22 protein-coding genes are annotated in these 24,628 nt (G+C 26.9%); 5 read left to right on the plus strand and 17 right to left on the minus strand.

The features are described 5' to 3' along the window. Nucleotides 1-3 precede the first annotated feature (3 nt). The 14 genes from mutS to GIL12_RS00150 form a co-directional block, all read right to left on the minus strand. Nucleotides 4-2,637: a DNA mismatch repair protein MutS gene (mutS, locus tag GIL12_RS00085; protein WP_163467857.1), complete on the minus strand. Its 2,634-nt coding sequence runs from the start codon at nucleotides 2,635-2,637 to the stop codon at nucleotides 4-6. Then, nucleotides 2,630-3,577: a tRNA dihydrouridine synthase DusB gene (gene dusB / locus GIL12_RS00090; RefSeq protein ID WP_163467859.1), complete on the minus strand. Its 948-nt coding sequence runs from the start codon at nucleotides 3,575-3,577 to the stop codon at nucleotides 2,630-2,632. The genes mutS and dusB overlap by 8 nt, the downstream gene beginning before the upstream one ends. Nucleotides 3,578-3,735: 158 nt before the next feature. Further along, the gene (locus tag GIL12_RS00095; protein WP_163467861.1) at nucleotides 3,736-6,765 is read right to left on the minus strand and encodes an AAA family ATPase; all 3,030 of its coding nucleotides are present in this window, start codon (nucleotides 6,763-6,765) and stop codon (nucleotides 3,736-3,738) included. Then, nucleotides 6,765-7,913 (minus strand): exonuclease subunit SbcD, encoded by a 1,149-nt coding sequence (locus tag GIL12_RS00100; RefSeq protein ID WP_163467863.1) that lies wholly within the window; start codon nucleotides 7,911-7,913, stop codon nucleotides 6,765-6,767. Before GIL12_RS00100 ends, GIL12_RS00095 begins: the two co-directional genes overlap by 1 nt. Then, nucleotides 7,910-9,223, minus strand: a complete 1,314-nt coding sequence (gene mtnK / locus GIL12_RS00105; protein WP_163467865.1) for an S-methyl-5-thioribose kinase — start codon at nucleotides 9,221-9,223, stop codon at nucleotides 7,910-7,912. Before mtnK ends, GIL12_RS00100 begins: the two co-directional genes overlap by 4 nt. 20 nt (nucleotides 9,224-9,243) lie before the next feature. Next, complete coding sequence (locus GIL12_RS00110; protein WP_163467867.1) at nucleotides 9,244-10,293, minus strand: S-methyl-5-thioribose-1-phosphate isomerase; 1,050 nt, start codon at nucleotides 10,291-10,293, stop codon at nucleotides 9,244-9,246. Between the two features lie 51 nt (nucleotides 10,294-10,344). Then, the gene (locus tag GIL12_RS00115) at nucleotides 10,345-11,010 is read right to left on the minus strand and encodes an L-fuculose-phosphate aldolase (protein ID WP_163467869.1); all 666 of its coding nucleotides are present in this window, start codon (nucleotides 11,008-11,010) and stop codon (nucleotides 10,345-10,347) included. An 87-nt stretch (nucleotides 11,011-11,097) separates the two neighbouring features. Then, entirely contained in the window at nucleotides 11,098-12,003 is a 906-nt protein-coding gene (locus tag GIL12_RS00120; RefSeq protein WP_163467871.1) for an ATPase, read from the minus strand. A 2-nt stretch (nucleotides 12,004-12,005) separates the two neighbouring features. Beyond that, nucleotides 12,006-13,031 carry a rod shape-determining protein gene (locus GIL12_RS00125; RefSeq protein WP_163467873.1) on the minus strand — a complete coding sequence of 342 codons (1,026 nt, stop codon included), beginning with the start codon at nucleotides 13,029-13,031 and terminating at the stop codon, nucleotides 12,006-12,008. Further along, nucleotides 13,018-13,413 (minus strand): ribonuclease III domain-containing protein, encoded by a 396-nt coding sequence (locus tag GIL12_RS00130; protein ID WP_163467875.1) that lies wholly within the window; start codon nucleotides 13,411-13,413, stop codon nucleotides 13,018-13,020. The genes GIL12_RS00125 and GIL12_RS00130 overlap by 14 nt, the downstream gene beginning before the upstream one ends. Then, nucleotides 13,401-14,828, minus strand: a complete 1,428-nt coding sequence (gene cysS, locus GIL12_RS00135; RefSeq protein ID WP_163467877.1) for a cysteine--tRNA ligase — start codon at nucleotides 14,826-14,828, stop codon at nucleotides 13,401-13,403. The genes GIL12_RS00130 and cysS overlap by 13 nt, the downstream gene beginning before the upstream one ends. Further along, nucleotides 14,812-16,041, minus strand: a complete 1,230-nt coding sequence (locus GIL12_RS00140; protein WP_163467879.1) for a hypothetical protein — start codon at nucleotides 16,039-16,041, stop codon at nucleotides 14,812-14,814. The genes cysS and GIL12_RS00140 overlap by 17 nt, the downstream gene beginning before the upstream one ends. A 74-nt stretch (nucleotides 16,042-16,115) precedes the next feature. Continuing rightward, entirely contained in the window at nucleotides 16,116-16,811 is a 696-nt protein-coding gene (gene ispD / locus GIL12_RS00145) for a 2-C-methyl-D-erythritol 4-phosphate cytidylyltransferase (protein ID WP_163467881.1), read from the minus strand. Further along, the gene (locus tag GIL12_RS00150; RefSeq protein WP_163467884.1) at nucleotides 16,787-19,126 is read right to left on the minus strand and encodes an endonuclease MutS2; all 2,340 of its coding nucleotides are present in this window, start codon (nucleotides 19,124-19,126) and stop codon (nucleotides 16,787-16,789) included. The genes ispD and GIL12_RS00150 overlap by 25 nt, the downstream gene beginning before the upstream one ends. A 154-nt stretch (nucleotides 19,127-19,280) precedes the next feature. On the opposite strand from GIL12_RS00150, the gene rpmB reads away from it, so the two are divergent. Beyond that, complete coding sequence (gene rpmB / locus GIL12_RS00155) at nucleotides 19,281-19,538, plus strand: 50S ribosomal protein L28 (protein WP_163467886.1); 258 nt, start codon at nucleotides 19,281-19,283, stop codon at nucleotides 19,536-19,538. A gap of 77 nt (nucleotides 19,539-19,615) precedes the next feature. Here rpmB and GIL12_RS00160 read toward each other — a convergent pair whose 3' ends face one another. Further along, a complete protein-coding gene (locus GIL12_RS00160; RefSeq protein WP_163467888.1) occupies nucleotides 19,616-19,966 on the minus strand; it encodes a CoA-binding protein in 351 nt (116 codons plus the stop codon). Nucleotides 19,967-20,198: 232 nt separating this feature from the next. Between GIL12_RS00160 and trxA the strand changes: the two genes are divergently transcribed. The 4 genes from trxA to GIL12_RS00180 all read left to right on the plus strand — a co-directional run bounded on the left by trxA (nucleotide 20,199) and on the right by GIL12_RS00180 (nucleotide 23,706). Continuing rightward, nucleotides 20,199-20,507: a thioredoxin gene (gene trxA, locus GIL12_RS00165; RefSeq protein WP_163467890.1), complete on the plus strand. Its 309-nt coding sequence runs from the start codon at nucleotides 20,199-20,201 to the stop codon at nucleotides 20,505-20,507. Nucleotides 20,508-20,597: 90 nt separating this feature from the next. Continuing rightward, nucleotides 20,598-21,443 carry a mechanosensitive ion channel family protein gene (locus GIL12_RS00170; RefSeq protein WP_163467892.1) on the plus strand — a complete coding sequence of 282 codons (846 nt, stop codon included), beginning with the start codon at nucleotides 20,598-20,600 and terminating at the stop codon, nucleotides 21,441-21,443. Nucleotides 21,444-21,676: 233 nt separating this feature from the next. Beyond that, nucleotides 21,677-22,912 (plus strand): serine/threonine transporter SstT, encoded by a 1,236-nt coding sequence (gene sstT, locus GIL12_RS00175; protein ID WP_163467894.1) that lies wholly within the window; start codon nucleotides 21,677-21,679, stop codon nucleotides 22,910-22,912. 452 nt (nucleotides 22,913-23,364) lie between these two features. Beyond that, the gene (locus GIL12_RS00180) at nucleotides 23,365-23,706 is read left to right on the plus strand and encodes a hypothetical protein (protein ID WP_163467896.1); all 342 of its coding nucleotides are present in this window, start codon (nucleotides 23,365-23,367) and stop codon (nucleotides 23,704-23,706) included. Between the two features lie 66 nt (nucleotides 23,707-23,772). Here GIL12_RS00180 and rpsI read toward each other — a convergent pair whose 3' ends face one another. Together rpsI and rplM are read right to left on the minus strand one after the other, a co-directional pair. Continuing rightward, nucleotides 23,773-24,162 carry a 30S ribosomal protein S9 gene (gene rpsI / locus GIL12_RS00185; RefSeq protein ID WP_370456689.1) on the minus strand — a complete coding sequence of 130 codons (390 nt, stop codon included), beginning with the start codon at nucleotides 24,160-24,162 and terminating at the stop codon, nucleotides 23,773-23,775. A 23-nt stretch (nucleotides 24,163-24,185) separates the two neighbouring features. Continuing rightward, entirely contained in the window at nucleotides 24,186-24,620 is a 435-nt protein-coding gene (rplM, locus tag GIL12_RS00190) for a 50S ribosomal protein L13 (protein WP_163467900.1), read from the minus strand. Between the last annotated feature and the right edge of the window lie 8 nt (nucleotides 24,621-24,628).

Here is a 24,628-nt window from a genome sequence, read left to right on the forward strand (position 1 = left end):
CTCCTAGCTTAAGATTTTTTTAAGCTCATTAAATTTAAGTAATGCCTCCATTGGAGTTAAATTATTAATATCCACCTCTTTAACTAACCTAATTGCTAATTCTTCTTCCTTTGATAAATTATTATTCTCTAATATTTTTTCATTTGTATCTTTATCTTTAGCTGGAGATGATTCTATAGTAGACTTATCATTGGAGCTAAATAAAATCATTTGTTCTTCACCTATTTTTTTTTCTATTATATTTTTTCTTCTCTCTAGAACTTCTAATATTTTTTTTGAACTTTTTAAAATTTCCCTAGGTAATCCAGCAAGCCTTGCTACTTCTATCCCATAAGACTTATCTGCTCCCCCTTTTACAATTTCTCTTAAAAATTTTATTTCATTATTTTCTTCAGAAACTTCAATTCTATAATTTTCTGCACTTTCTAATCTATCTTCCAACTGAGTTAACTCATGATAATGAGTTGCAAATATTGTTTTAGCCTTTATTCTATCATGAATATATTCTGTTATTGCTGTTGCTATTGAAATTCCGTCAAAGGTTGATGTTCCCCTTCCTATTTCATCTAAAACAATAAAGGACCTATCTGTGGCACTATTTAATATATTTGCCACTTCACTCATTTCCAACATAAATGTTGATTGCCCAGTCATTAAATCGTCACTGGCTCCTATTCTTGTGAAAATCTTATCAACTAATCCTATTTTCCCATAATCTGCTGGAATATACGACCCTATATGAGCCATTATAATTATTAAAGCTATTTGTTTCATGTATGTTGATTTCCCTGACATATTTGGACCAGTTAATATTATGAAATTTTTATTACTCTTCATAATAACCTTATTTTTTATAAATTCTCCTGGTGGAATTAATTTTTCAACAATAGGATGTCTTCCTCCTATAATTTCTAAACTTTTGTCCTCACTAATTTCAGGTTTTACATAGGAATTTTTTATTGCAACATGAGCTAGATTAGTCATTACATCTAAATATGCCAATTTAAAACTTAAGTCTTGAAGTTCTTCTTTATATTTTTTTATATTATTTGTTATCTCTTTAAACAAATAATATTCTATATTTTCTATTTTGTTTTTAGCATTTAATACCTTATCTTCATATTCTTTTAATTCTGGTATAATATATCTTTCTGCATTGGTTAATGTTTGTTTTCTTATGTAATAATCAGGAACTAGTGATATATTTGATTTAGTGACCTCTAGAAAATATCCAAAGACTTTATTATATTTTATTTTTAAACCTTTTATTCCTGTTTTCTCTTTTTCACATGTTTCTATTTTCAAAATATAATCTTTACCGTTATTGGAAATATCCCTAAACTGATCTAGTTCTTCATTATAATCTGATTTTATTATTCCCCCTTCTCTTATTGAAAAAGGTGGCTCTTCAACTATAGCTTCTTCTATTAAATTATAAATATCTATTAGTTTTTCAACTTTAATATCCAATATTTTATTATCATTTAAAATTTTATATAATTCTAAACTACTCATAATAGAGTTCTTTAATGCAATTAAGTCCCTACCGTTAACAGTTTCTAAAATTAACTTTCCTATAATTCTTTCTATGTCATATATATTTTTTAACTGTTCTCTTATTTCTTCTCTCAACAAAACTTCATTAATAAAAAATCCTATATCTTCTTGTCTTTGTTTAATTTTTTTTATATCAAGTAATGGATTTTTAACTATTTTTTTTAATAATCTGCTTCCCATTGAACTTTTGCAATGATCTAAAACCCAAAGTAAAGTTCCACTTGAAGTTTCACCTTTATAATTGGAAATTATATCTAAATTTTTCTGGGTAGTTAAATTTAATTCCATTACATTTTTTGAATTTACCCATAAAATATTTGTAAAGGGCAATTCTTTTCCCTTTTGTAAATCATTAACATATTTTAATATCATTCCAGCAACTAATATGATCTCTTCTTTTCCTTTAATTCCAAAACTATCTAATGATTTTATTTTAAAATATTCTAATAAATATTTTTTAGGATTTCTAATTGTTAAAGTTTTATTAATTTTAATGTTTTCTAACATTCTATAATTTTCAAGATTAGTTTTTATTTGAATATAGCTTTTCTCATCTGTTATTAATTCTTTAGGTGAAATTTTATTAACTTCCCCTAAAACCTTGTATATTAAATTATCCCCTTTAAACTCAGATACTTTAAACTCACCTGTCATTATATCCACATATGAAATTGCAGCTTTTTCATTTTTTAAAACCACACACATTAAATAATTATTTGTTTTTTCATCTAAATATTCAGTATCTATTATTGTTCCTGGAGTTATAACCCTAACAACTTCTCTTTTTACTATTCCCTTTGCATTTTTAGGGTTTTCAGTTTGCTCACAAATAGCTACACTATAACCCTTGCTCACTAATTTTGAAATATAAGAAGCAATTGAATGATATGGAACTCCAGCAAGGGGAACGTCCATTTTTTTGTTTCTTCTTGTTAAGGTAATTCCTAATTCCTTTGAGGCTATTTTTGCATCTTCATAAAACATTTCATAAAAATCTCCAAGACGAAAAAGCAGTATACAATCCTTATACTGCTCTTTTATTTCATTATATTGTTTCATAAGAGGAGTCTCTTTATCCATTAATTTTTTGCTCCCTTCCTAATTCTTCTAACATTCTTATTACTTCCAAAGGATTTTCTTCCCTATTGATTTTATTTTTGGTATCTGAAGAACCTCTAATTCCTTTTAAATACCAACAAATATGCTTTCTCATTTCAAATATAAATTTATTATTTCCATTATTATCTATTTCTGCCATTTTTATATGTTTAATGGCCATATTTATTTTATCTTCTGGTGTAACCTTTGTTTTAACTTCTCCAAATTCTAACATCTCTCTGATTTCTCTTATTAACCAAGGATTACCACATATTCCCCTAGCAAGCATAATCCCATCTACATTTGAATAATTTATTTTTTCAATAGCATCTTCTGGTGTGAATATATCCCCATTTCCTATAACTGGTATATTTACAGCTTCTTTTATTTCTTTTATTTTAGACCAATCGGCTTTTCCAGTATACATTTGTTCTTTTGTTCTACCGTGAACTGTTATATGAGTACATCCTATTTCTTCAGCTATTTTTGCTATTTTTATATATTCTGAAACTCCCTTATAACCAATTCTAATTTTTACAGAAATAGTTGTTTCTGGTTTCAAATTATTTTTCATAGCTTGTAATATTTCTCTTATTTTATCTGGATTAGCCACCAAAGCTGATCCATAACCATTTTTAACAATTTTAGCCATTGGACACCCAGCATTTAAATCTATATGTTTGACACCTTTACTTTCTAAAAATTTTACACTTTTTATAGTTTTTTCAATATCATTTCCAAAAATCTGAACTGAATCTCCATCTCTCAATCTTAATAGTCTATTTAAAGTCTTTTCATTTAAAGCATCTATTGCATTTACACTTACCATTTCTGTAAAGATCATATCTGGTTTAAATTCACTTAAAATAGATCTAAATGTATAATCTGTTACTCCTGCCATTGGAGCAATAAATATTTTCATTAATTCACATCCTCTTTTTTCTTCTTGAGCAACTTATAAAAGTCACTCTATACAATTATCCACAATATAAAATTCTACCATATTTCTTATTATTTTTCAATTGTATCTAGTGCTTTTCCTAATAAAATAAAGTGTTTTTATTTTAAAATTTCTGTATATTAAATAATTTTAACACAACTTCCTTTAATCCCTGGAACTGCAGGTATTACCTCTAAACTTCTTATTATTTTAATTTTTAATTCCTCTAAATGCGTTATTATCCCCACTCTCAATTTTTCTTCACTATTTATATTTTCTAGAGATTCTATAACTTTATCTAATAATTTCTCATCTAAAGTTCCAAAACCTTCATCTAAAAAGAAAAATTCCAATTGGATTTTCCCCTTAAGTTGCATCTGATTAGAAAGAGCTAAAGCTAAGCATAAAGAAACTATAAAAGTTTCCCCTCCAGATAGTGTGGAACATCTTCTTTTTGAACCTTCATTAAAATAATCAATTACATAAAAATCACATTCATCATCTGATAAAAGTTGATATCTTCCATTTGTTATTCTTTTTAATCTATTAGATGCTTGGGATACTATACTTTTTAATTTCTTAACTGATAAAAATTCAACAAAAGCTCTACCCTTTAATTTTTTACCTAATTCCTCTGCCACTTCATATTTTTTCTCTGCATTCTTTTTCAACTTTATTATTTCTTTTAATTCTTCTAAAAGAATTTTTTTGTCTTGAATTTTTTTTTCTAAAGTGGATATATCTATTTTTAGGGTTTCGCTTATTTCTTTTAATTCTTTATTTTTTATTTTTAGTTCTTCCCATCTTTCTAAACTTTGACTTCTTCCATTAATCAACTTTATATTTTCATCTAATAAAGTTAATATTCTTTGCATCTCTTTTTCATAATTATTTACTTCTATTTTTATTTGTTCATATTTTTCATCATCTAATATACTTTTTTCCACTTCATCTTGATTCTTGAAAATAGAACCAGCTAATTTTACCTCAAATTTAGTACTTTTAATATGTATATCATCAATAATAATTTTTAATTCAGTTTTATTTTTTATTATAGAACCTTTAATTTCTTCTAATTTTAAAGTGTTTAATTGTGTAGCATCGTAATTATCTGATATTTGTTCAATTAATTTTTCTATTTTACTTTGAAGCTTAATAGTTTTATCTTGATTCTTCTCTAAAGACATTTTCTTTTCTTTTAAGAACTCAATTATATTTTTTGATATTTCCCCATATTTTTCTAAAATTTCAATATCTTTTTCTTTTATTTCCTCTGTTAACTTTAAATAGTCATCCTTAAGATTATTCAATTCCCCTATTAATCTTTTTTCATCCTTTGATAAAGATATTTTTTCTGATTCCTTTTGTATAACCTTAATATTTAATTCTTTTAATTTGTTTTCCTTTTTTTCTGTATTTATTTTCTCTTTTTCTAACAGTACTGATTGTTTTTCTATTTCTATTTCCTCTTCCTCTATATTTAATTTTTCAAATTTTATTTTAAAATTATTTAATTCATCTTCTAAATTGTTTATCTTTTCCAAAAGTTTACTGTCTTCTACTATTTTTTCATCTTTTTCTTTTAATAAATTTTCTATTTCCAACTCTAAATCATGAGTTTTTTCATTGCCTATCTCCATTTTTTTATGATGAGTTGATCCACAAACTGGGCAAGGTTCCCCCTCTTTTAATTCTTCATATAGTCTATAGGCAAAACTTTCTTTTAATTTTTTATTTTTATCTTTTATTTTAGTTAAATAAAGTTCTTTTTCTTTAGCTATAACCTTTCTTTCTCCTATTAATTTTTCAAGGAATTCTTCTTTAATCTCTTTTTCCCTTTTCTCTTTTTTAGCTTCATTTATATATTCAACTTTTTCTTTTAAAGCTTCCTCCATTTCCTTTAAGATATCTCTTTTTATTTCTCCAACTAATTTTATCTGGTCCCTTGTAGTTTTCAACTCTTTTGTTATTTTTTCACTATTTATAGTATTTTCTTTTATTTCTTCTTCTTTTATAATTATATTTTCTTTAATTACATCCTGTTGCTTTTTTTTAATTAATATATTGTTCTTTTCTTCATATAATTTATTTAGTTCTCTTAACTCTTCAATACTGAAATTAATACTAGCTTTTTCTTCTGCATAATTTTCTTTCTTTTCCAGAAGTTTTTCCCTTATTTCTTTTAAATTTTCAATATTAATATCTTCTTTGATTTTACTTTTTTCTAGTTCATTTTTTTCCTTTGTTCTTTCCTCTAGTCTTTCTTTTAATAAAGCTAACTCTTTCATTTGACTTTTTAATTCTCTTCCAAGATCATTTTTTTCTATTTTCACCTTGTATTCTTCTATTATATTTTTATTTTTTAAAAGATCATCTTTAGATATGCCCAGTTGAATATTTTTATCTAGTAATTCTCTCAACGTTTTTTCTTCCTCATAAATCCTATCAAACTCTTTTTTTTCTTGTTCTTTATTAAATAAGTTTTCTTTTTTTTCTTCTAATAAAGTTTCTAATTCTTTAATATCCTCTGAATTTATCTCTCCCTTTCCTATAATTTGATTTCTATATTTTTCATTTTCTTTAGACCAATAATTTTTTTCAGAAAATATTTTTTTTTCCAATTTTTCCCCATATTTTTCCAAAGCAAATATTTTTTCAAGCATCTCTATTTTTTCTTTTCCCCTTAATTTTAAAAACTCATTAAATTTTCCTTGGGGTAAAACAACTGTTCTTGAAAAATCATCCACGTCTAATCCAAATTCTTCATTTAATATATTTTTTACTTCTGTCTTTTTATTAGCTAAAATATTTCCATTTTTTATTAAAATAGCATCCTTTGATTTTATTATTTCTTGTCCCTTTAAAGTTCCTCTTTTATAACTTCTTTTTATTTCATATATGTCTTTTCCTAGGGCAAATGAATAATATACTTCCATTTTTTTTGAACTATCATTTATTGAATTTAAAAGGCTGCTTTTATTTCCATCTATTTTATTTCTTGGAATTTCATCAAATAAAGCTAAAATCATTCCATCTAATATAGTTGACTTTCCACTTCCTGTTTTCCCAAAAATTCCAAACAATCCAAATTCTGTAAGTTTTTCAAAATCTATTGTTTGCTTTTCTTTAAAGCTTTGCAATCCTTCTATTTCTAATTTTATTGGTCTCATTATTCATCATCTCCAACTAGTTTTTCAAAAAGATTTATAATTTCTTTAGATGGGGTAATTCCATCCTTATTTTTATAAAATTCTAAAAAAGCTTCTTTTATATTAATTTCTGAATAATCAATTTCTTCATCATAGGTTTCTTCCCCTAATAAAATTGGTATTATTTCAACTATATTTTTATTTTCTTTAATTTTTCTTATATCACTTGATTTTAAATGTGTTTTTGTTTTTATTTTCAAATAAATCCATTCTTCTTTTTCTTTTAAGCTATTTGAGATTTCAATGGCCTCTTCTATTGAATTTCCAATATATTCCTTTATGGGCTTATAATTTTCTAGAGGTATTTCTTTAATATTTGTATCAAAATTTCCATTTACTTGAACTATAAAAACTTTTTTTAAAAAGTTTTTTTCAGTGGATCTATATTCTATTGGAGAACCTGAATAACAAGCTCTTTTAGAAGTGAATTTCATAGGTTTATGAATATGTCCTAAAGCAATATAGTCAACATCTGGTAAATCTTTAACTTTAACAGCCATTGATCCACCAAGTTCAACTTCTTTATCTTCCCTTGTAACAAATAAATGTGTCATTACAACAACTGGAACATCTTCTTTATTATTTTCTATTCCTTCCTTTAATATCTCTCCTATTCTTTCAGAGTATTTCCCATCTTCAAAAGTTTCATTTAAAGCTGCTTCACTAGGATAAGGTAAACAATATAAAAACATTTTTTTCTCTGATATTTTTAAAAGAATTCCCCCTTGAAATGATTCTAGTATTTCCATATTGGAATATTTTCCTACATTTTTAATTTCATATGGTTCTTTATAAATTATCACCCCAATATCTTTAACTAAAGATTTGGAAGCAGCTAGTCTTTCTCCATTATCATGGTTTCCTGGTATTATTACAACTCCAACTTTTCCATTTAAAGATATTCTTTTTAGTGATTCAAAAAATAAAGTTTCTGCCTCTGCTGAAGGGTTAGGAGTATCAAAAATATCTCCAGCTATTAGTATTAAATCTGGTTTTTCCCCTTGAACAATTTTCTTTAAATTATTTATAAATTTTTCTTGTTCTTCTATTCTTTTCATTCCCTCTAATTTTTTCCCAAAATGCCAATCTGAAGTATGTAATATTTTCATCCTTTCCCCCTTGAAAATTTCTTTGATTTCTCTTTAATTATAACCTCTCTTAAATAATAACGCAAGAAAACAAGGGCTTTATATTTTAATAAAAAAAGATGCAATAAGCATCTTTTTTTATTAAAATATAAAGCCCTTCCCTTTTTTATACTGTACCTTTCCTTTATAAATCTTATTCCTATTTCAAGTAGTTCCCTTTCAACTAAAATTCTTTTGCTTTTATCTTTTATTCCTTCTATTTCAATTACTTTTGTATCTCCAACAACTCTTCTAATTATTTCAAGTCCTGCTGACCCAATTGAATCTGCTAATATTTCAGACAAATACCACTGCATAAATTCCTTTTCATGATACAAAGATTTTTTTACTAATTTAGTATATTTATTTTTAAATTTAACAATAAACATGTCAAATATTTCTTCAATTGAATTAGACAACCATTTAAGAAATTCTTCCTTTTCTTTACTTTCCCCCATTGTATATTTTTTATTAATTAAAGGAAAATATAAATTACCTATAACATTTCCTATGTCATAACCCATTGGACCATAAAAAGCAAATTCTGGGTCTATTACTTTTATACCATTTTTATTTATAAATATTGAACCTGAGTGTAGATCCCCATGGATTAATGCTTGTGCATTGTTCATAAAATTATTTTTTAACTTTCCAACTTCCAAATGTAAACTTTTATCCTCATATAATTTTTCTTGAACTAATTTTTTATTTTCTTCTAAAATTATATTTCTTTTTTTATAATCATCGTATGGTTCTGTAAAAACAAGGCATTCTGAAATATCACATAACTCTTTATTAATAAAAGTTTGAACCTTATGTTTTTTTTCTCCAGAATCCATAACTAAATCAGTTGTTGGAAGTAATGTATCAACTAAAAAACTACTAATTTTATCTGAAAAATTAGGAAATATTTTTTCTTTTAATAATTCTTTTCTTAAATTTTTAAATTCAGATATGTCTTCCATAACAATAACGCACATAACATCATCATAGTAATATATCTTAGGTACTGATTCTTCTGAATATTTCCATTGTATTTTTAAAATTTCTGCTTCTATTTTACTTCTAGCTAAATCCAAGGGTCTTCCTGATGATCTTAAAAATTTATCAGCTTGTTTTAATACAACTGACTTATTATTGGATTCATCAATTACTCTAAAAACATAGTTTATATTTCCATCTCCAATTTCTTCACCTTTTAATTTAGAATTTTTATCAAATATATTAAAATCTTTAACATAATTTACAGCATCTTCAACAGATAGACGAAAATGTTTTTTATATTTTTCCATATTGCCCCACCTTCTTTCTTTTAATAATATTGTTCTATTTCTGTTTCAAAATATTCTTTTAAATTATAAGGGGAATAGATCCCTTGATCTGTAACTACTGCACTTACTAATTCTGGGGGAGTAATATCAAAGGCAGGATAATAACCTTCCACTCCTTTTAAAGTGTTTTCTATTCCATTACAACTAGTTACCTCTCTTGGATCCCTTTCTTCAATTATAATATTTTCCAAATACTTTTCTTCATCTGGAATTCCTGTTACAAAATATGGTATTCCAAAATATTTTGCACAAATTGCAATTTGCATAGTTCCAACCTTATTAACTATATTTCCATCCATGCAAATAGTATCTGCTGCTGAAGTAAAAACATCAATTCCTTTCTCTTTTATAGTCCATGCTGGCATATTATCTGTTATAACAGTTACTTTAAATCCTTGATTCTTTAAAACACTTGCAGTTAAACGAGCCCCTTGTAAATAAGGCCTTGTCTCAGGACAATAAAATTCAATTTTTTTATTTTGTTTTTTTATCTCTCTTCCCATACATCCCACAATTGTTTCTCCAAAACATTGTGTCATAACTTTTCCCTCTTTAGGAAATAAATTGACTAAATTAACAGCAACTTCTGACATTCTTCTATATCTTCTTTCTAAAGAATCTATAGTTCTTTGGAATATTGCTTCTATTGGAGAATTTCCTTCCCTTAAAGCTTTAATTCCAACTTCAGCACAAGAGTTTGTTATGAGTTTCATTCTATTAATTGTAGTTGGACGAGCGTGAGATATTATTTCTGAAGCGTTTATCAAATAATTAATTTGTTCCTCTAATTTCATATGCTTACATTCATAAGCAGCTAAAGCCATTCCCATCCCTGCAGCTGTATATGGTCCTGCACTTTGGGTTACCATATCTGCAATAGCTTGCTTCACATCTTTGTAAGTTCTACATTCTACAAATTTAATTTCCCTAGGATAAACTCTTCTATCTAATATTCTTACTTTCCCATTTTCATACCAAGCTATATTTTCATATTTCAACATAAAAGCTAAGTCTTTATCCATTCTATCCATTTTAACCTCTTTTCTTTTTATAATAAGTTAACAAGAACTACCTGAAATTATTTATATTTCCTCATGTTCATCTATTTTTTTCCCATAATCTTCAAATCTTTTCATTACTTTTTTCATTTCTTTTTCTGGTAATATACATGGTTCCCCTATAACTTTTGAAATAAAATATAACTCACAGCAAAATTCAACATTTTCAGCTATATTATAAGCTTCACTTATATCCTTTCCTCCAGTTAATAATCCATGGTTAGAAAGCAAAACTCCCTTATTTCCTTCCATTGATTTATATGCATTTTTAGCTAGTTCCACTGTTCCGTAAGTGGCATATTTTGCACAAGGAATTTCTTCCCCTGCCACTGCTAATAAATAATGAATTGCAGGTAATTTTTTTCCAGTGCAAGAAAGCCCTGTTGAGTATTTAGAATGAGTATGCACCATTGCATTTATATCTTTTCTATACTTATAAAAAATTCTATGCATATCTGCTTCACTTGAAGGAACTCTATTTCCCTCTATAATTTTTCCTGTTTCTACATCTAATATCACAATATCTTCTGGAGTAATATCCAAATATCCCACTCCACTTGGAGTAATTGCCATTAGATTTTTTTCTCTATTAAATATACTTAAGTTTCCTCCAGTCCCCTTTGTTAAACCATCTGAAATCATTTTTTTCCCATAATTCATTAACTGTATTCTTTCATTTTTTAATAACATATTTTCCCCTTTTTAATATTTAGTAGAGTCCATATCACTTAAAATATTTTAAACAAAAAAACTTAGAGATTAATTTTTCTCTAAGTTTTAAATTTCTAAAATAAACACTCTAAATAAAAGCTTTAAATTTACATTGCTTGTAATATAATGTTTTATTTCTAATAATTTTTCTAATTTATTATAATCTCTTATAAAATAACTCATATAATTACATATTTCCATAGCAAGTGCTCTATCTTTTCCACAAGAATTGGCAATATCCTCTGCAAATTTTAATTGTTCTGCTTTACCTATATAGTCTTTATTTTTATAGAAATCTATCAATCCTTTATAAATATTCATTTTACTTTCTATATCTTTTGATATAATATAATCATCTATAGCTTTTTGTATATCAGAATATATAAAAACTTCCTTTAAGCTCAAATTTTTAATTTTATAGTTTAATATATCATTTCCATTTCCTCTAAAAAATTTATATATATCCTCTGTTACCTCTAATTCTTCAGCACTTCTATTTTTTATTTTTAAAATTATTGATCTAGATTTTATTGTTGAAATTAAATCTAGATTTCTCATAAGAAGTATGAAATAATCTCCATTTCTAGGCTCTTCAATTAATTTTAAAAGGGCATTGGCTGATTCTTTGTTTAACTTATCTAAATCTTTTAAAATAAATATTCTATTCCCACCTTCATAGGAAGAAGTGGAAGCTCTATATGAAATTTCCCTAACATCCTCTATCTTTATATCTTGAAATATTTCTAAATCCCCATGAGTTAAAGAATTCATTCTTTTACAGCTGTCACATTCATCGCAAAAATCATCTTCATATGTTTTGCAAGTTAACCCTTTAGAAAAAGAAAGAGCAAATTGAAAAATAAGCTCTTTATCTTCTCCATAAAGTATATATGTTCCACTTTTTTTTTTGTTTTTTAACTCATTTTTTAAAAATATTTTAGCTTCATCATTGGAAGAAATATCTTTAAACATAATTACCTCTCTGCTTTCTCTATTTTTTTCAATACATGTAATTGATCCATGGCTAATCCTGCTCCTCTAACAACATTTAAAAGAGGTTCATCTGAAAGTCTAACATTTAATTGAGTATGTTGAGCTATTAACTTAGGAAAATTTCTAATTAAAGATCCTCCACCAGCCATTACTATACCTCTGTCAACTATATCAGAAGCCAATTCTGGTGGTGTTTTTTCCAATACTTCTTTTACACAAGATACTATTTGCATTAAAGAATCATTAATTGCTTCTCTAACTTCTTCTGAAGTTATTGTAACTGATTTAGGAAGACCCATAACTAAATCTCTTCCTTTTATAACTATACTTTCTTCCTCTTCTAGAGGGATTGCTGTTCCTATTTTTATTTTTATTTGTTCTGCAGTTCTCTCACCAATTAATAAATTATGAGTTTTCTTTACGTATCTAACAATATCATTATCAAAATTATTACTTGCAATTCTAATGGTTTTACTTACAACTGTTCCACCAAATGAAATTACAGCTACGTCTGTAGATCCCCCACCTATATCAATTATCATGTTTCCTGTTGGAGCTGCAATGTCTAATCCTGCTCCTAAAGCTGCTGCTCTAGCTTCTTCTATTAAATAAGCTCTCTTTGCCCCTGCTGACAGAGCTGCTTCTAAAACTGCTCTTTTTTCTACTCCTGTAACATCAATTGGAACGCATATCATTACATCTGGCATAAACATTGTGTTTCCAAAAACTTTTTTTATAAAGTATTTTATCATAGCTTCTGTAACATCATAATCTGCTATAACCCCTTCACTTAATGGCTTTATTGCAACTATTGAGTCTGGAGTTTTTCCAATCATTGCCTTTGCTTCATCTCCAACTGCTAAAACTTTTCTTGTTTCCCTTTCCACAGCAACTACTGATGGTTCATTTAAAACTATCTCTTGTGTTTTTTTGTTATAAACAAGTGTATTAGCTGTACCTAAATCTATTCCTATCCCTCTTCTTGAACCAAATTTAAATAATCCCATCTTTTTCCTCCAAGTTTATATTTAATTTTACAATATGTCTTATTTCATCTATGTTGCCATCTAAATATAAAGCAGCAATATAAGCTTCAAAAGCTGTTGCTTCTCTATATTCTTGAGGGGTACAAGTTTTAGGAAAGGATTTTATCTTCCCATTTTTCGATCTATTTATAAGTGGTTTATATTTATCCTCTACATTTTTTAATATTCTGTTTAATATTTTGCTTTGAGTCTTAGCATTTACATATTTCACAACTTCATTGTTCATATGCTTTAAATTATAACCTTTAAAAAAAAAGTATTCCCTAACATTCACTTCCCAAATAGAATCTCCCAAATAAGCTAACACTACTCCACTTTTTTCTCTTACATCTATAGAGTCCATGTTGTCTTATCCTTTCCATCTTTTATCTTTATCCCCATTTTTAAGATTCTATCTCTTATTTCATCAGATAAAGCCCAATTTTTTTCAGCTCTTGCTTTTCTTCTTATTTCTAATAAAAATTCCACCAATTCAGATGTTAAATTTCCTAAATTTTCAGTATCTTTTTTTAATAGAACTCCTAAAACTTCTTCCATTATATAAGTTATAAAACTTTCTGCCATTTCAAGATATTTAATTCCATTTTCAGATAATTCTTCTATATCACAATACTTATTTATTTTTTTTACAAGTTCAAATATTACTCCTATACCTTGAGCAGTATTGAAATCCTCATCCATTGCTTTTATAAATTTTTCTCTAGATGTTTCCACATCTACTTTTAATTCTTCTAAATTTTCTCCATTTTCTTTAGCACCATCTTTTACTTTTTCTTTTATTCTAAGAATTGCATTATCAATTCTTTCTAATCCAGTCTTACTTTGTTGTAATTCAGTGTCTGAAAAATCAATTGTTTTTCTATATTGAGCACCTAAAACAAAAAATCTAATTACTCTTCCTTCATAATGTTCTAGCACTTCTCTTAACAGAAAGAAGTTACCTAGAGATTTTGACATTTTTTCTCCATCAACATTAATATAACCATTATGCATCCAATATTTTGCATAATCTCCACCAACACCACAAGTAGATTGAGCTATTTCATTTTCATGATGAGGAAAAATAAGATCTTGTCCTCCACCATGAATATCAAAAGTTTTTCCTAATAATTTCCCTGACATAGCTGAACATTCAATATGCCATCCTGGTCTTCCTTTTCCCCATGGAGAATCCCAACTAGGTTCACCCTCCTTAGCTTTTTTCCATAATGCGAAATCCAAAGGAGATTTTTTTATGTTACTCACTTCAACACGAGCTCCAGATCTTAGGTTTCCAACATCTTGATGGGATAAACATCCATAATTATCCTTATCCTTATCAACTTGGAAATAAACATCCCCTTGAGATTCATAAGCATAACCCTTATCAACAAGACTTTTAACAAGATCTTTCATTTCTTCTATATAATCTGTTGCCTTAGGTCTTTGCATTCCTTCTTCTTTTAAATTTACCTTTTTAGTATCTTCAAAGTAGGCATTAATATATTTATGAGCTATTTCTTCACAAGAAACTCCCTCTTCATTTGCTCTTTTTATTATTTTATCATCTACATCTGTAAAGTTAGAAACATAATTAACCTTGTAACCTCTATATTCAAAATACCTTCTTACTGTATCAAAAACTATTGCTGGACGGGCATTTCCAATATGAATACAATTGTAAACTGTAGGGCCACAAACATACATTGATACTTCATTTTCCTTTAATGACTTGAATTCTTCTAATCTTCTTGTCATAGTATTATAAATTTTTATCATTTTTATCCTCCCTATTTTTATCTATTTTTATTTCTGATTTTATTCTCAATTTTCCCTCTTCTAAATATCCATTACAATTTATATCCATATATTTATACTTAAACTTTCCAAACATAACTTGATCTTTTTTAAGTTCTTTTTTACTATTCTCATTACCTTTAGAGTCAAATACATCTTCCCCTATTAGTAAATATTGATTCCCTAACAAATCTTTCTTTATGGAAACTTTATCTAAATTTTTTAAAAATAATTCTAGTCTAATTCCATTTGTTAAAGGTTTAAGCCCAAATAAATAGTTTCCACTTTCTGTGTCTATAATAACTTCACCATTTAATTTAGAAAATAAATCTCCCCCTTCATTCATAAAAAAACCTTGAATCAATTCTGCTATTGTGAAGTTTGATAATCTTGTAGATAGCATTCTAAATATAAATGTATCAAATTTATCTATATTTTTTCCTGAAAGATATATTTTATTATTTCCCAAATATTTTAGTAATGATCTTTTTTCAGGTTGAGGCTTTAACATTTTTAGGAAATCCTTTTCCATATATATTTCTCCATCTAAAGATATTGTACTCTCATCTTTTATATCTCCTGAAACAACCAACATATCTATTCCTAAATATCTTTCTCGTCCTTGGTTTATTATTACTGTTCCTAATTTATTCTCAGATTTTTCTTCCATTATTTCTTTTAACTTGCTATTATTTTTAGAAGAGGACTCAATGGCCTTCTCTATTTCATTTTCATCCTTACCAATTATAAATAATCCCTTATAATTTTTTAGATATATTTCATCTCCAGAATTTAGAACTTTTCCCATATATTTTTTGTTTTCATTCTTTAATATATAGTATCCATTTTTAGATTCATTAAAATAATCATTTATCTCTAAAATTGCAATAGGATAATACTTTCCTAAATCAATTATAAATACTCCGTTTTTATTTTTTTCATATATTTTACTTTGAGATACAAAGCATAAATCTTTTATATTTTTTATTATCTCATTTTCATTTTCAATATCTATTTCAAATAAATCTTCCAATTTAGACAAACTTTTTTTATTTATATTTTTATTATAATAAATTATAGTTGCCTTATCATTCACAAAACTTTCCACTGAATCTTTATAATAAAATTCAAATCCTATGATTATTACTAAAAGAGTTACTAAAAGAGAAATAATTAAACTTATAACTTTTTTCATCTATCCTCCTAAATTTATAAATTTCTATCCTTTTAATTATACACCCTTTAAATGTTAAAGTAAATTTCAATATTTTATAAATCTAAAAATTTTAAATCTTCCATGGTTGTTATTTTTATATTAGAATAATCTCCTTGTATAATTTTGATATTTTTGTAGTATCTTTCTACTAAAGAAGAGTCATCAGTACCTAGAAATTTATCTTTTAAAGCTTTTTCATAAGAATTTATTAAAATTTCTCCTTTAAAAACTTGAGGTGTCTGAGCTAAGTATAAAGTTTCTCTCTTTGGAGTTTCTTCAATTAAATTATTTTTATTTACTCTTTTTACTGTATCTTTAACTGGGACTCCAATTACAGCTCCAACTATTTCTTTATTATTTTTTAATTCTTCCAAGGCTTTTTCCAAATAACATTCTTTAAAAAACGGTCTCACTCCATCTTGAACTGCTATTATTGAATCCTTAGAACAATATTTTAATGCATTATAAATGGAAGACTGCCTGTCTTCTCCTCCCTTTATAACTTTTTTTATTTTTTTTAAATTATAACATTTGCATAAATCCAAAACTTCATCTACTAACTCTTCTTTAGTAACAACTATTATATCTTTCACTAAAGAAGAGTTTTCTCCAACTTCTAAGACATTTATAAATAAAGGTTTCCCCTTATATTTTAAAAATTGTTTTGGGAAAGAAAGTCCCATTCTTTTCCCGCTACCTGCTGCTGCTACTATTAATGTACATTTTACTTCAGAGTTACCACTATGCAACCTACACCACCTTCTCCTTGACCACCAAACCTAAATTCTTTCACATATCTGCATTCTTTAAGGTAAGAAACCACTCCCTTTCTAAGAGCTCCTGTTCCATTACCAGTAATAACTTGAACTTCCTTATAACCATTTAATACAGCACTGTCAAAATAAGATTCTAAATCGTAAACTGATTCCTCAACCATTTTTCCTCTTAAATCTATTTTAGATTTAACCAAAGATTTACTATGAGAGGCCACTGAATTGTATGTCTTTTTCTTTTTACTTATGATTTTAGTTACATCATCTAAAGAAACTTCTAATTTTAATATTCCAGCTTGAATGAATACTGTTTCCTTAACTTTATTTATTTTTAAAACATCTGCATATTGTTTCAAACTTTTAACAAATACTTTTTCTCCCTCTTTAATATCTATTTTTCTAGTTATTCTTTGTTTTGATTCTACATTTTTACTCTTGTCTTCCTTTAATGAAGTTCTAAGTAAGTTTAAACTTTTTTGAACATTTTTAGCATCTAATTTTTTAGCATCTTCTGATTGAATTTTTTTAACTAGAGCTGCAGCTTTGTTTTGCATCTCTTTCATCATAGCATCTGCTTTTTCATAGGCTTCTTTTAAAATTTTGTTCTTTTCCATTTCTAATTTTCTTAATTTTTCTTCATATTCCTCTTTATCTGCAATTGCTTTTCTTTTTATTCTCTCTACTTCCACTTGAATAACTTCTAATTCTTCCGATTTATTTTTTATATTGCTAATCATTTTTTCTACTTTTTTATTCTCATCACTTATATAAGATTCTGCTTTATCTATAACTTCTTTAGACACACCTAATCTTCTAGCTATTGTTAAAGCATTACTTTCCCCAGGAATTCCAATTAATAGTTTATATGTTGGAGATAAGGTCTTTGAATTGAATTCCATAGAAGCTGTCTCAATTCCCTCTTCATTATAACCATAAGCTTTTACCTCACTGTAATGAGTTGTGATTATTGACTTAGCTTTCCTATCCTTTAAATAATCTATAACAGCCATTGCAAAGGCAGAACCTTCCACAGGGTCTGTTCCTGATCCTAATTCATCTAATAATACTAAAGAATTTTTTGAAACATCTGATAATATTTTTTGGACATTTGTTAAATGACCTGAGAAAGATGATAAAGACTGTTCTATACTTTGTTCATCTCCTATATCTGCATAGACATCTGAAAAGAATCCCACACTTGAATGTTCACTTGCAGGAATTGGTATTCCAGTCAATGCCATTAATGTAAGTAGTCCTGCAACTTTTAAAGCAACTGTTTTCCCACCAGTATTTGGTCCTGTTATTAATAGGGTATTATATTTTTTTCCTATTTCAAAAGTAAGGGGAACCACTTGGTCTTTTGGTATAAAAGGATGTCTTCCATCAACAATACTTAATTGTTCCCTTGTATTTATTTCTGGTATATTACATTCTAAATCAATGGAGAATTTAGATTTTCCATTAAAAAAATCTAATTCTATGCAGGCCTTTGATATTTTAGATATATCATCTATATTCATTCTTATTTGATCTGTTAATCTCAATAAAATTTTTCTAATTTCTTCCCTTTCTCTAGCCTCTAATTCTCTCATTTTATTATTTAAAGATACAACAGCTAAGGGCTCTATAAACACTGTCTGTCCACTTGATGACCTATCGTGTTCAATCCCTTTAACTAGTCCCTTAAAATCTGTTTTGATAGGTATTACATTCCTACCATCACGAGTTGTAATTATTTTTTCTTGAATTGCTTTGGAAAAACTGTCATTTGAAAACATATCTTCAAATTTTCTTTTAATATTAGAAGATAATAATTTTTTATGAGCTCTTAAATCTCTTAAATCCAAAGAAGCAGTATCTTGTATTTTTTTTTCCTTATCTATAGTTTTATTGATTACATCTTCTATATTTTTTAAAGTTTCTATTGTTGAAAATTTATTTCTAAGTTCCTTATACTTATCTAATTCTTCTAATTTATTTTTAAATAATCTAAACAATCTTAAATTTTGATTAATAAAAAATAATTCTTCAGGTTCAAAGAACATTCCTATTAGTTCACATTTTTTTAAAAGATTAGTAATATCATTTAATTCTGATAATTCCACTCCTCCATCATACTTTAAAAAGTCTATAAAATCTTTTAAAATATTAAATTCCTTTCTTAATAAATTAATATCTTTATAAATTAATAAGTTTTCCACTTTATTTTTAGAAGCTTCTGTTATCATATATTCACTTAAAACATTTTTTAATTTGTTAAATTCTAAAACATTATGACTATGTATATTCACTTTTTTCTCCTTCATTCTCTTTTTCTCATTGATATTATACCATAAGTACCCTAACAATTAAACTTTATAGAATAATTTTGTCTAAAATCTTCTTGATATTATATTAATATAATGATATAATATTTTGCAATATTGTTTAAAAGGGGGTGCTACAATGAAAAGATGTGAAATTAGTGGAAAAGGAATGACTTTTGGACACCAAGTTTCTCACTCTCACAGATGTACTAACAGAGTATGGAAACCAAATCTTCAACCAGTTATTATGACTGTAGATGGAAAATCTCTTAAAATTAAAGTTTGTACTAAAGTTTTAAAAACTTTAAAATCAGCTGATGAAGTTGAAACTAAAAGAATACTAAAAGCAAATAAAGATAATTTAAGCCCTAGAATTCAAAAATTCTTAAGCAAATAATTTTATTTTTAAATTTTATTGAGAAATAAAAAAAAGACAACTTTCTATAAATAGTATGTCTTTTTTTTATTTCTCTTTTAATATAATCTTAAGCCAACTAATAAACAACTTTCTATATAAGGAAGTTTGTTTTCCCTTAGATATTTTATAATTTCTTCACTTTCTGCTCCTGGTTGAATAACAATATTCTTAAATGTCTTTTTATTTTCTTTTAATAATTTTAATCCTGCCACTGGATTAATGCATAAATCTAATATATCAATGTCAAAATCAACCTCATTTATACTTTTTAATTCCTTTCCAACAGCAGCCACATTATATTCTTTAGCTAACAATTGATTTTTTATTTTATAAGCATATTTTTTTTCATTTATCGTGTCTCCAACTACAACAAAATTCTTCATCTGCATTGCTTCTTTTAAATTCATTTTCCCATCTCCTTTTTTCTCTCCAAAAAATAAAAAAAGAACGGGAATCAAGCTCGTTCTTCCTTTATGAGAAAGGGAGAGAATTATTATAAACATCTTTTATTTTCACTATTATGACGATGCTTTTTGAGAAAAAGTTTAAATTTAATTTATATTATATTAATGACATATCCTAATTTTTATTGTATAATAATAATATATAATAAATTAAAACTCTAAGGAGGTTGTAATTATGTCAATTATAAATATAACTAAAAATAACTTCGACTCTGAGGTCTTAAAATCTGATGGTGTTGTTATTTTAGACTTTTGGGCAACTTGGTGTGGGCCTTGCAGAACATTAGGTCCAATATTAGAATCTTTTTCTAATAAAAATTCTAATGTAAAAGTAGGTAAGGTTAATGTGGATGAAGAATCTGAACTAGCTGGAAAATTTGAAATTATGAGTATACCTACTCTAATTATTTTCAAAAATGGAGAACCTATTAATAAATCTGTTGGATTGGTTTCTGAAAGTAAAATAGCTGAACTAATCAAATAAAATTTTAGTATCAATTTTTAAGAACAGAGATTAGTTAATCTAATCTCTGTTCTTCTATTAATGCTATTTTTTAATTATCTGGAGGTAATTATGACCCGTTTAAATTTAGATGTGTTTTTTCAAAGCTTTTTTGCTAATGTTGGTTCCAAGCTTCCAAGTATCACCTTTAAAATAATTTGGATTTTAGCAATTATATTTTTATCTAAACCTTTAATTAGATTAGTTAATAGAGCAGGTTCTTCAGTTATGAAGAAACATAAAGTTGATCCTCTTTTAAAAACTTTTCTACTTTCACTTTTAAATATGGTTAGTTATATATTTGTTTTTTTCCTATTAATTGGTGGAATAGGAATACAAGCTACTTCTCTAATAACTATTTTAGGTACTGCTGGTATCGCAATTGGTTTAGCGTTACAAGGTAGTTTAACTAACTTAGCTGGAGGTATTTTAATATTACTATTTAAGCCTTTCAATAAAGGAGATTATATTGAAAGTGATTCTGGATCTGGACTTATAGATGGTATCCGTATTCTTTATACTACCATTGTAACCTTTGATAACAGAGTGATTATTATTCCAAATGGTGCCTTGGCTAATTCTCCTGTCACTAATCTTTCTAGAAATCCTGAAAGAAGATTGGATTTAACAATTTGTGTAAGCTATGATTCTGACATTGATTTAGTTAAAAAAACTCTTAAGGATATAGCTGACAATCATCCTCAGATATTACATGAGAAACCTTATATAATTAGACTTTTATCTCATAATTCTAGCTCTTTAGATTTTGTTTTTAAAGTATGGACTCCAACTCTTAATTACTGGAACGTTAAATTTGATTTAATGGAAGAAGTTGTTTTGAAATTTAGAGAAAATGATATTGAAATTCCATATAATAAACTTGATATTTATAACAAAACTCTTGATATTAATAAATAAATTAATTGAAATTTAAAAAACAAATGCTAACTTTTAAAAAGTTAGCATTTGTTTTTTTTAGTGATATTGCGTTTTTTCAAAACATTTTGTAGACTAATCAAAAACAAAAAAATATTTTTTTCCTTTCTTTTTCGTTGGAAATGTGATAAAATAATGCAAATTAAAAAAGTAGTATTTTTTAAGTCTTCTTGTTTATATATTTGATATATACTAGATATTGTAGGGGGGGAAAAATGTTTGATAAATGGAAAGAATTAAGTTTAGTTAAAAAAATTATAATAGGGTTGGTAGTGGGTATTCTTCTTGCAATTATTGCTCCAGAAAAATTACAACCAATTGAACTATTTGGAACATTGTTTGTTGGGGCCTTAAAAGCTGTTGCTCCAATTTTAGTATTTTTCTTAGTAATTTCAGCTGTTGCACAACACAAACCTGGACAAAAGACAAATATGAAATCAGTTGTTAGTTTATATTTGATTGGGACTCTTTCTGCTGGAATAGTTTCTGTAGTTGCTAGTTTCTTATTTAAAGTTAAAATTACATTGGTAGAAGGTGTTCAAAGTATTTCACCACCAAGTGGTGTATCAGAAGTATTAAAAAAATTATTATTGAATCTTGTTGATAACCCAATTAATGCATTGGGAAATGCTAACTATATTGGAATTTTAGTTTGGGCTCTTCTTTTAGGAATTGCTTTAAAACATGCTCCAGATTCAACAAAAATTATGGTATCTAATTTTTCAGATGCCCTTTCTCAAATTGTTAAATGGGTAATTGGTTTAGCTCCATTTGGAATTGCTGGATTAGTATTTACATCTATATCAACTAGTGGACTATCATCATTGTTACAATACGGTAGATTACTTGCTCTTTTATTAGGAGCTATGGGATTTATGGCTTTAGTAATCAATCCATTAATTGCATTTGTTATGATTAAAGAGAATCCTTATCCTTTAGTTTTTAAATGTTTAAGACAAAGTGGAATTACTGCTTTCTTCACAAGAAGTTCTGCAGCAAATATTCCTGTTAATATGGAATTATGTGAAGAATTAAATCTTGATAAAGATATGTATTCTGTTTCTATTCCTCTTGGAGCTACAATTAATATGGCTGGTGCTGCAATCACTATCTCAATATTAACTTTAGCTGCTGTTAATACACTAGGAATTAGAGTTGATTTTGGAACTGCAGTTATACTAAGTGTTTTGTCTGCTGTTAGTGCTTGCGGAGCTTCTGGAGTTGCTGGTGGATCTCTTTTACTAATACCATTAGCATGTAGTTTATTTGGAATTCCAAATGATGTTGCTATGCAAGTTGTTGGAGTTGGATTCATTATTGGAGTAATACAAGATTCAGCTGAAACTGGTTTAAATTCTTCTACAGATGTTTTATTTACAGCTGTTGCAGAATTTGCAAAGTGGAAAAGAGAAGGAAGAAAAATAAATATTAATCCAATTAAAGCAAAATAAAAAATAATACATTAATAAATTAACAGGTATTTAGATCAATTTCTAAATACCTTTTTTATATTACAAATAAATTATCAATGGCTGAAGCTTCTAAAATAAAATGGAAGGATGTTTTTATACTCTTTTTAAATGAATTTTTTAGGTTGATATTGTTATTATAGATAGATAGATATTAAAAAATATAATATAATATGATTAAAGGAAGTTATTAAATAATAAATAACAAAATACTCAATATGACAACGAATTTGTAAATAGCCTCTTTTATAAATTCAAAATAAGTACTTATGGATGCAGTTAATATCTTAATTTTTCAGGTATTATGATTTCTAATTTAACAAGAGATGAATTTGTAACTTAATATTTTAAATATATTTATTATAAACTGATACTAATGTTACGTTATGTATAATTGTGTTAATTGTTAGTTATGAATTAAAAGGAGGATAGACATGGACAATAATTTAGTTTTTGCATTAAATATGGAGATACTAAGAACAGCATACAAACATGGTATAAGTGGAACAAATGTTCTCGATAATGGCATTGTGGTAGCATTTAAGAGTGTAGATAAAAATGATAGCAATTCTACTGAACTATACTTAAACTCATTACCTACAGGTCTTATTGTGAAACGTGATATGACCTCAATGGAATTTATAAAAGTTTGTGGAGTAAAAATACTAAACTCATTAGAGGATGGTGTATTACGTACTTTTGTCGATACAACTAATGCTATAAGTAAAATTGGCTTAGAGGAGACAGCTAGTACAGATGTGGATGATTTGAAATAAATATAAAAAAAACCCTGCAAATATAAGCTTTGCAGGGTAATATATCCATATTCTTTTTTGATAAAATTATCTTTTTGAGAATTGAGGACTTCTTCTTGCTTTTCTTCTTCCGAATTTCTTTCTTTCAACCATTCTTGAATCTCTAGTTAAGAATCCAGCTTCTCTTAAAGCAGGTTTTAAAGTTTCGTCAGCTTCAAGTAAAGCTCTAGAAACACCGTGTCTTATAGCTCCAGCTTGACCTGAGTTTCCTCCACCAAATACATTAACTATAACTTGATATTTATCTAAAGTTTCTGTTAATATTAATGGTTGTTCAACTATTTTAGATAGTAATTCTCTTCCACCAAAATAATCTTTCATATCTTTTCCGTTTATAACTATTCCTTTTTCACCAGGAATTAATCTTACTCTTGCTACAGAAGTTTTTCTTCTACCTGTTCCTCTAAATTGATTCATCTCTGCCACTGTTCAATACCCCCTTACATTTCTACCTTTGTAGGTTTTTGTGCAACATGTCCGTGCTCAGCCCCTACAAATAGTCTTAGTCTTGTTAATTGTTCTCTTCCTAATTTATTTTTTGGAAGCATTCTTTTAACAGCTAGCATTAAAGCATCTTCTGGTTTAGCTTCAATAATTTCTCCTAAAGTTCTTTTGCTAATCCCACCAGGAAATCCAGAATGTCTATAATAAAGTTTATCTTTCATTTTATTTCCAGTTGCTATTATTTTTTCAACATTAGTAACTATAACATAGTCTCCGCCGTCAATATGTGGTGTGAAAGAAACTTTCTCTTTTCCCATTAATTTTTTAGCAATTTCTACTGCTAATCTTCCCAATACTAAGCCTTCAGCGTCGTAGTGGAACCACTCTCTTACTACATCTTCTTTTCTTTGCATTTCAGTGTATTTCTTCACTTTATCCT

The organism is Fusobacterium sp. IOR10 (assembly GCF_010367435.1).
GTDB lineage: Bacteria > Fusobacteriota > Fusobacteriia > Fusobacteriales > Fusobacteriaceae > Fusobacterium_B.

Bases quoted from the DNA above. Each gene is read 5' to 3' on its own strand.
- rpsI (WP_370456689.1), bottom strand. From the start codon at position 24,162: ATGAATCAATTTAGAGGAACAGGTAGAAGAAAAACTTCTGTAGCAAGA.
- GIL12_RS00110 (WP_163467867.1), bottom strand. From the start codon at position 10,293: ATGGATAGAATGGATAAAGACTTAGCTTTTATGTTGAAATATGAAAAT.
- mtnK (WP_163467865.1), bottom strand. From the start codon at position 9,223: ATGGAAAAATATAAAAAACATTTTCGTCTATCTGTTGAAGATGCTGTA.
- GIL12_RS00130 (WP_163467875.1), bottom strand. From the start codon at position 13,413: ATGGACTCTATAGATGTAAGAGAAAAAAGTGGAGTAGTGTTAGCTTAT.
- GIL12_RS00115 (WP_163467869.1), bottom strand. From the start codon at position 11,010: ATGTTATTAAAAAATGAAAGAATACAGTTAATGAATTATGGGAAAAAA.
- rpmB (WP_163467886.1), top strand. From the start codon at position 19,281: ATGAAAAGATGTGAAATTAGTGGAAAAGGAATGACTTTTGGACACCAA.
- GIL12_RS00140 (WP_163467879.1), bottom strand. From the start codon at position 16,041: ATGAAAAAAGTTATAAGTTTAATTATTTCTCTTTTAGTAACTCTTTTA.
- cysS (WP_163467877.1), bottom strand. From the start codon at position 14,828: ATGATAAAAATTTATAATACTATGACAAGAAGATTAGAAGAATTCAAG.
- trxA (WP_163467890.1), top strand. From the start codon at position 20,199: ATGTCAATTATAAATATAACTAAAAATAACTTCGACTCTGAGGTCTTA.
- GIL12_RS00125 (WP_163467873.1), bottom strand. From the start codon at position 13,031: ATGGGATTATTTAAATTTGGTTCAAGAAGAGGGATAGGAATAGATTTA.
- GIL12_RS00100 (WP_163467863.1), bottom strand. From the start codon at position 7,913: ATGAAAATATTACATACTTCAGATTGGCATTTTGGGAAAAAATTAGAG.
- GIL12_RS00160 (WP_163467888.1), bottom strand. From the start codon at position 19,966: ATGAATTTAAAAGAAGCAATGCAGATGAAGAATTTTGTTGTAGTTGGA.
- mutS (WP_163467857.1), bottom strand. From the start codon at position 2,637: ATGGATAAAGAGACTCCTCTTATGAAACAATATAATGAAATAAAAGAG.
- GIL12_RS00180 (WP_163467896.1), top strand. From the start codon at position 23,365: ATGGACAATAATTTAGTTTTTGCATTAAATATGGAGATACTAAGAACA.
- GIL12_RS00095 (WP_163467861.1), bottom strand. From the start codon at position 6,765: ATGAGACCAATAAAATTAGAAATAGAAGGATTGCAAAGCTTTAAAGAA.
- GIL12_RS00120 (WP_163467871.1), bottom strand. From the start codon at position 12,003: ATGTTTAAAGATATTTCTTCCAATGATGAAGCTAAAATATTTTTAAAA.
- dusB (WP_163467859.1), bottom strand. From the start codon at position 3,577: ATGAAAATATTTATTGCTCCAATGGCAGGAGTAACAGATTATACATTT.
- GIL12_RS00170 (WP_163467892.1), top strand. From the start codon at position 20,598: ATGACCCGTTTAAATTTAGATGTGTTTTTTCAAAGCTTTTTTGCTAAT.
- sstT (WP_163467894.1), top strand. From the start codon at position 21,677: ATGTTTGATAAATGGAAAGAATTAAGTTTAGTTAAAAAAATTATAATA.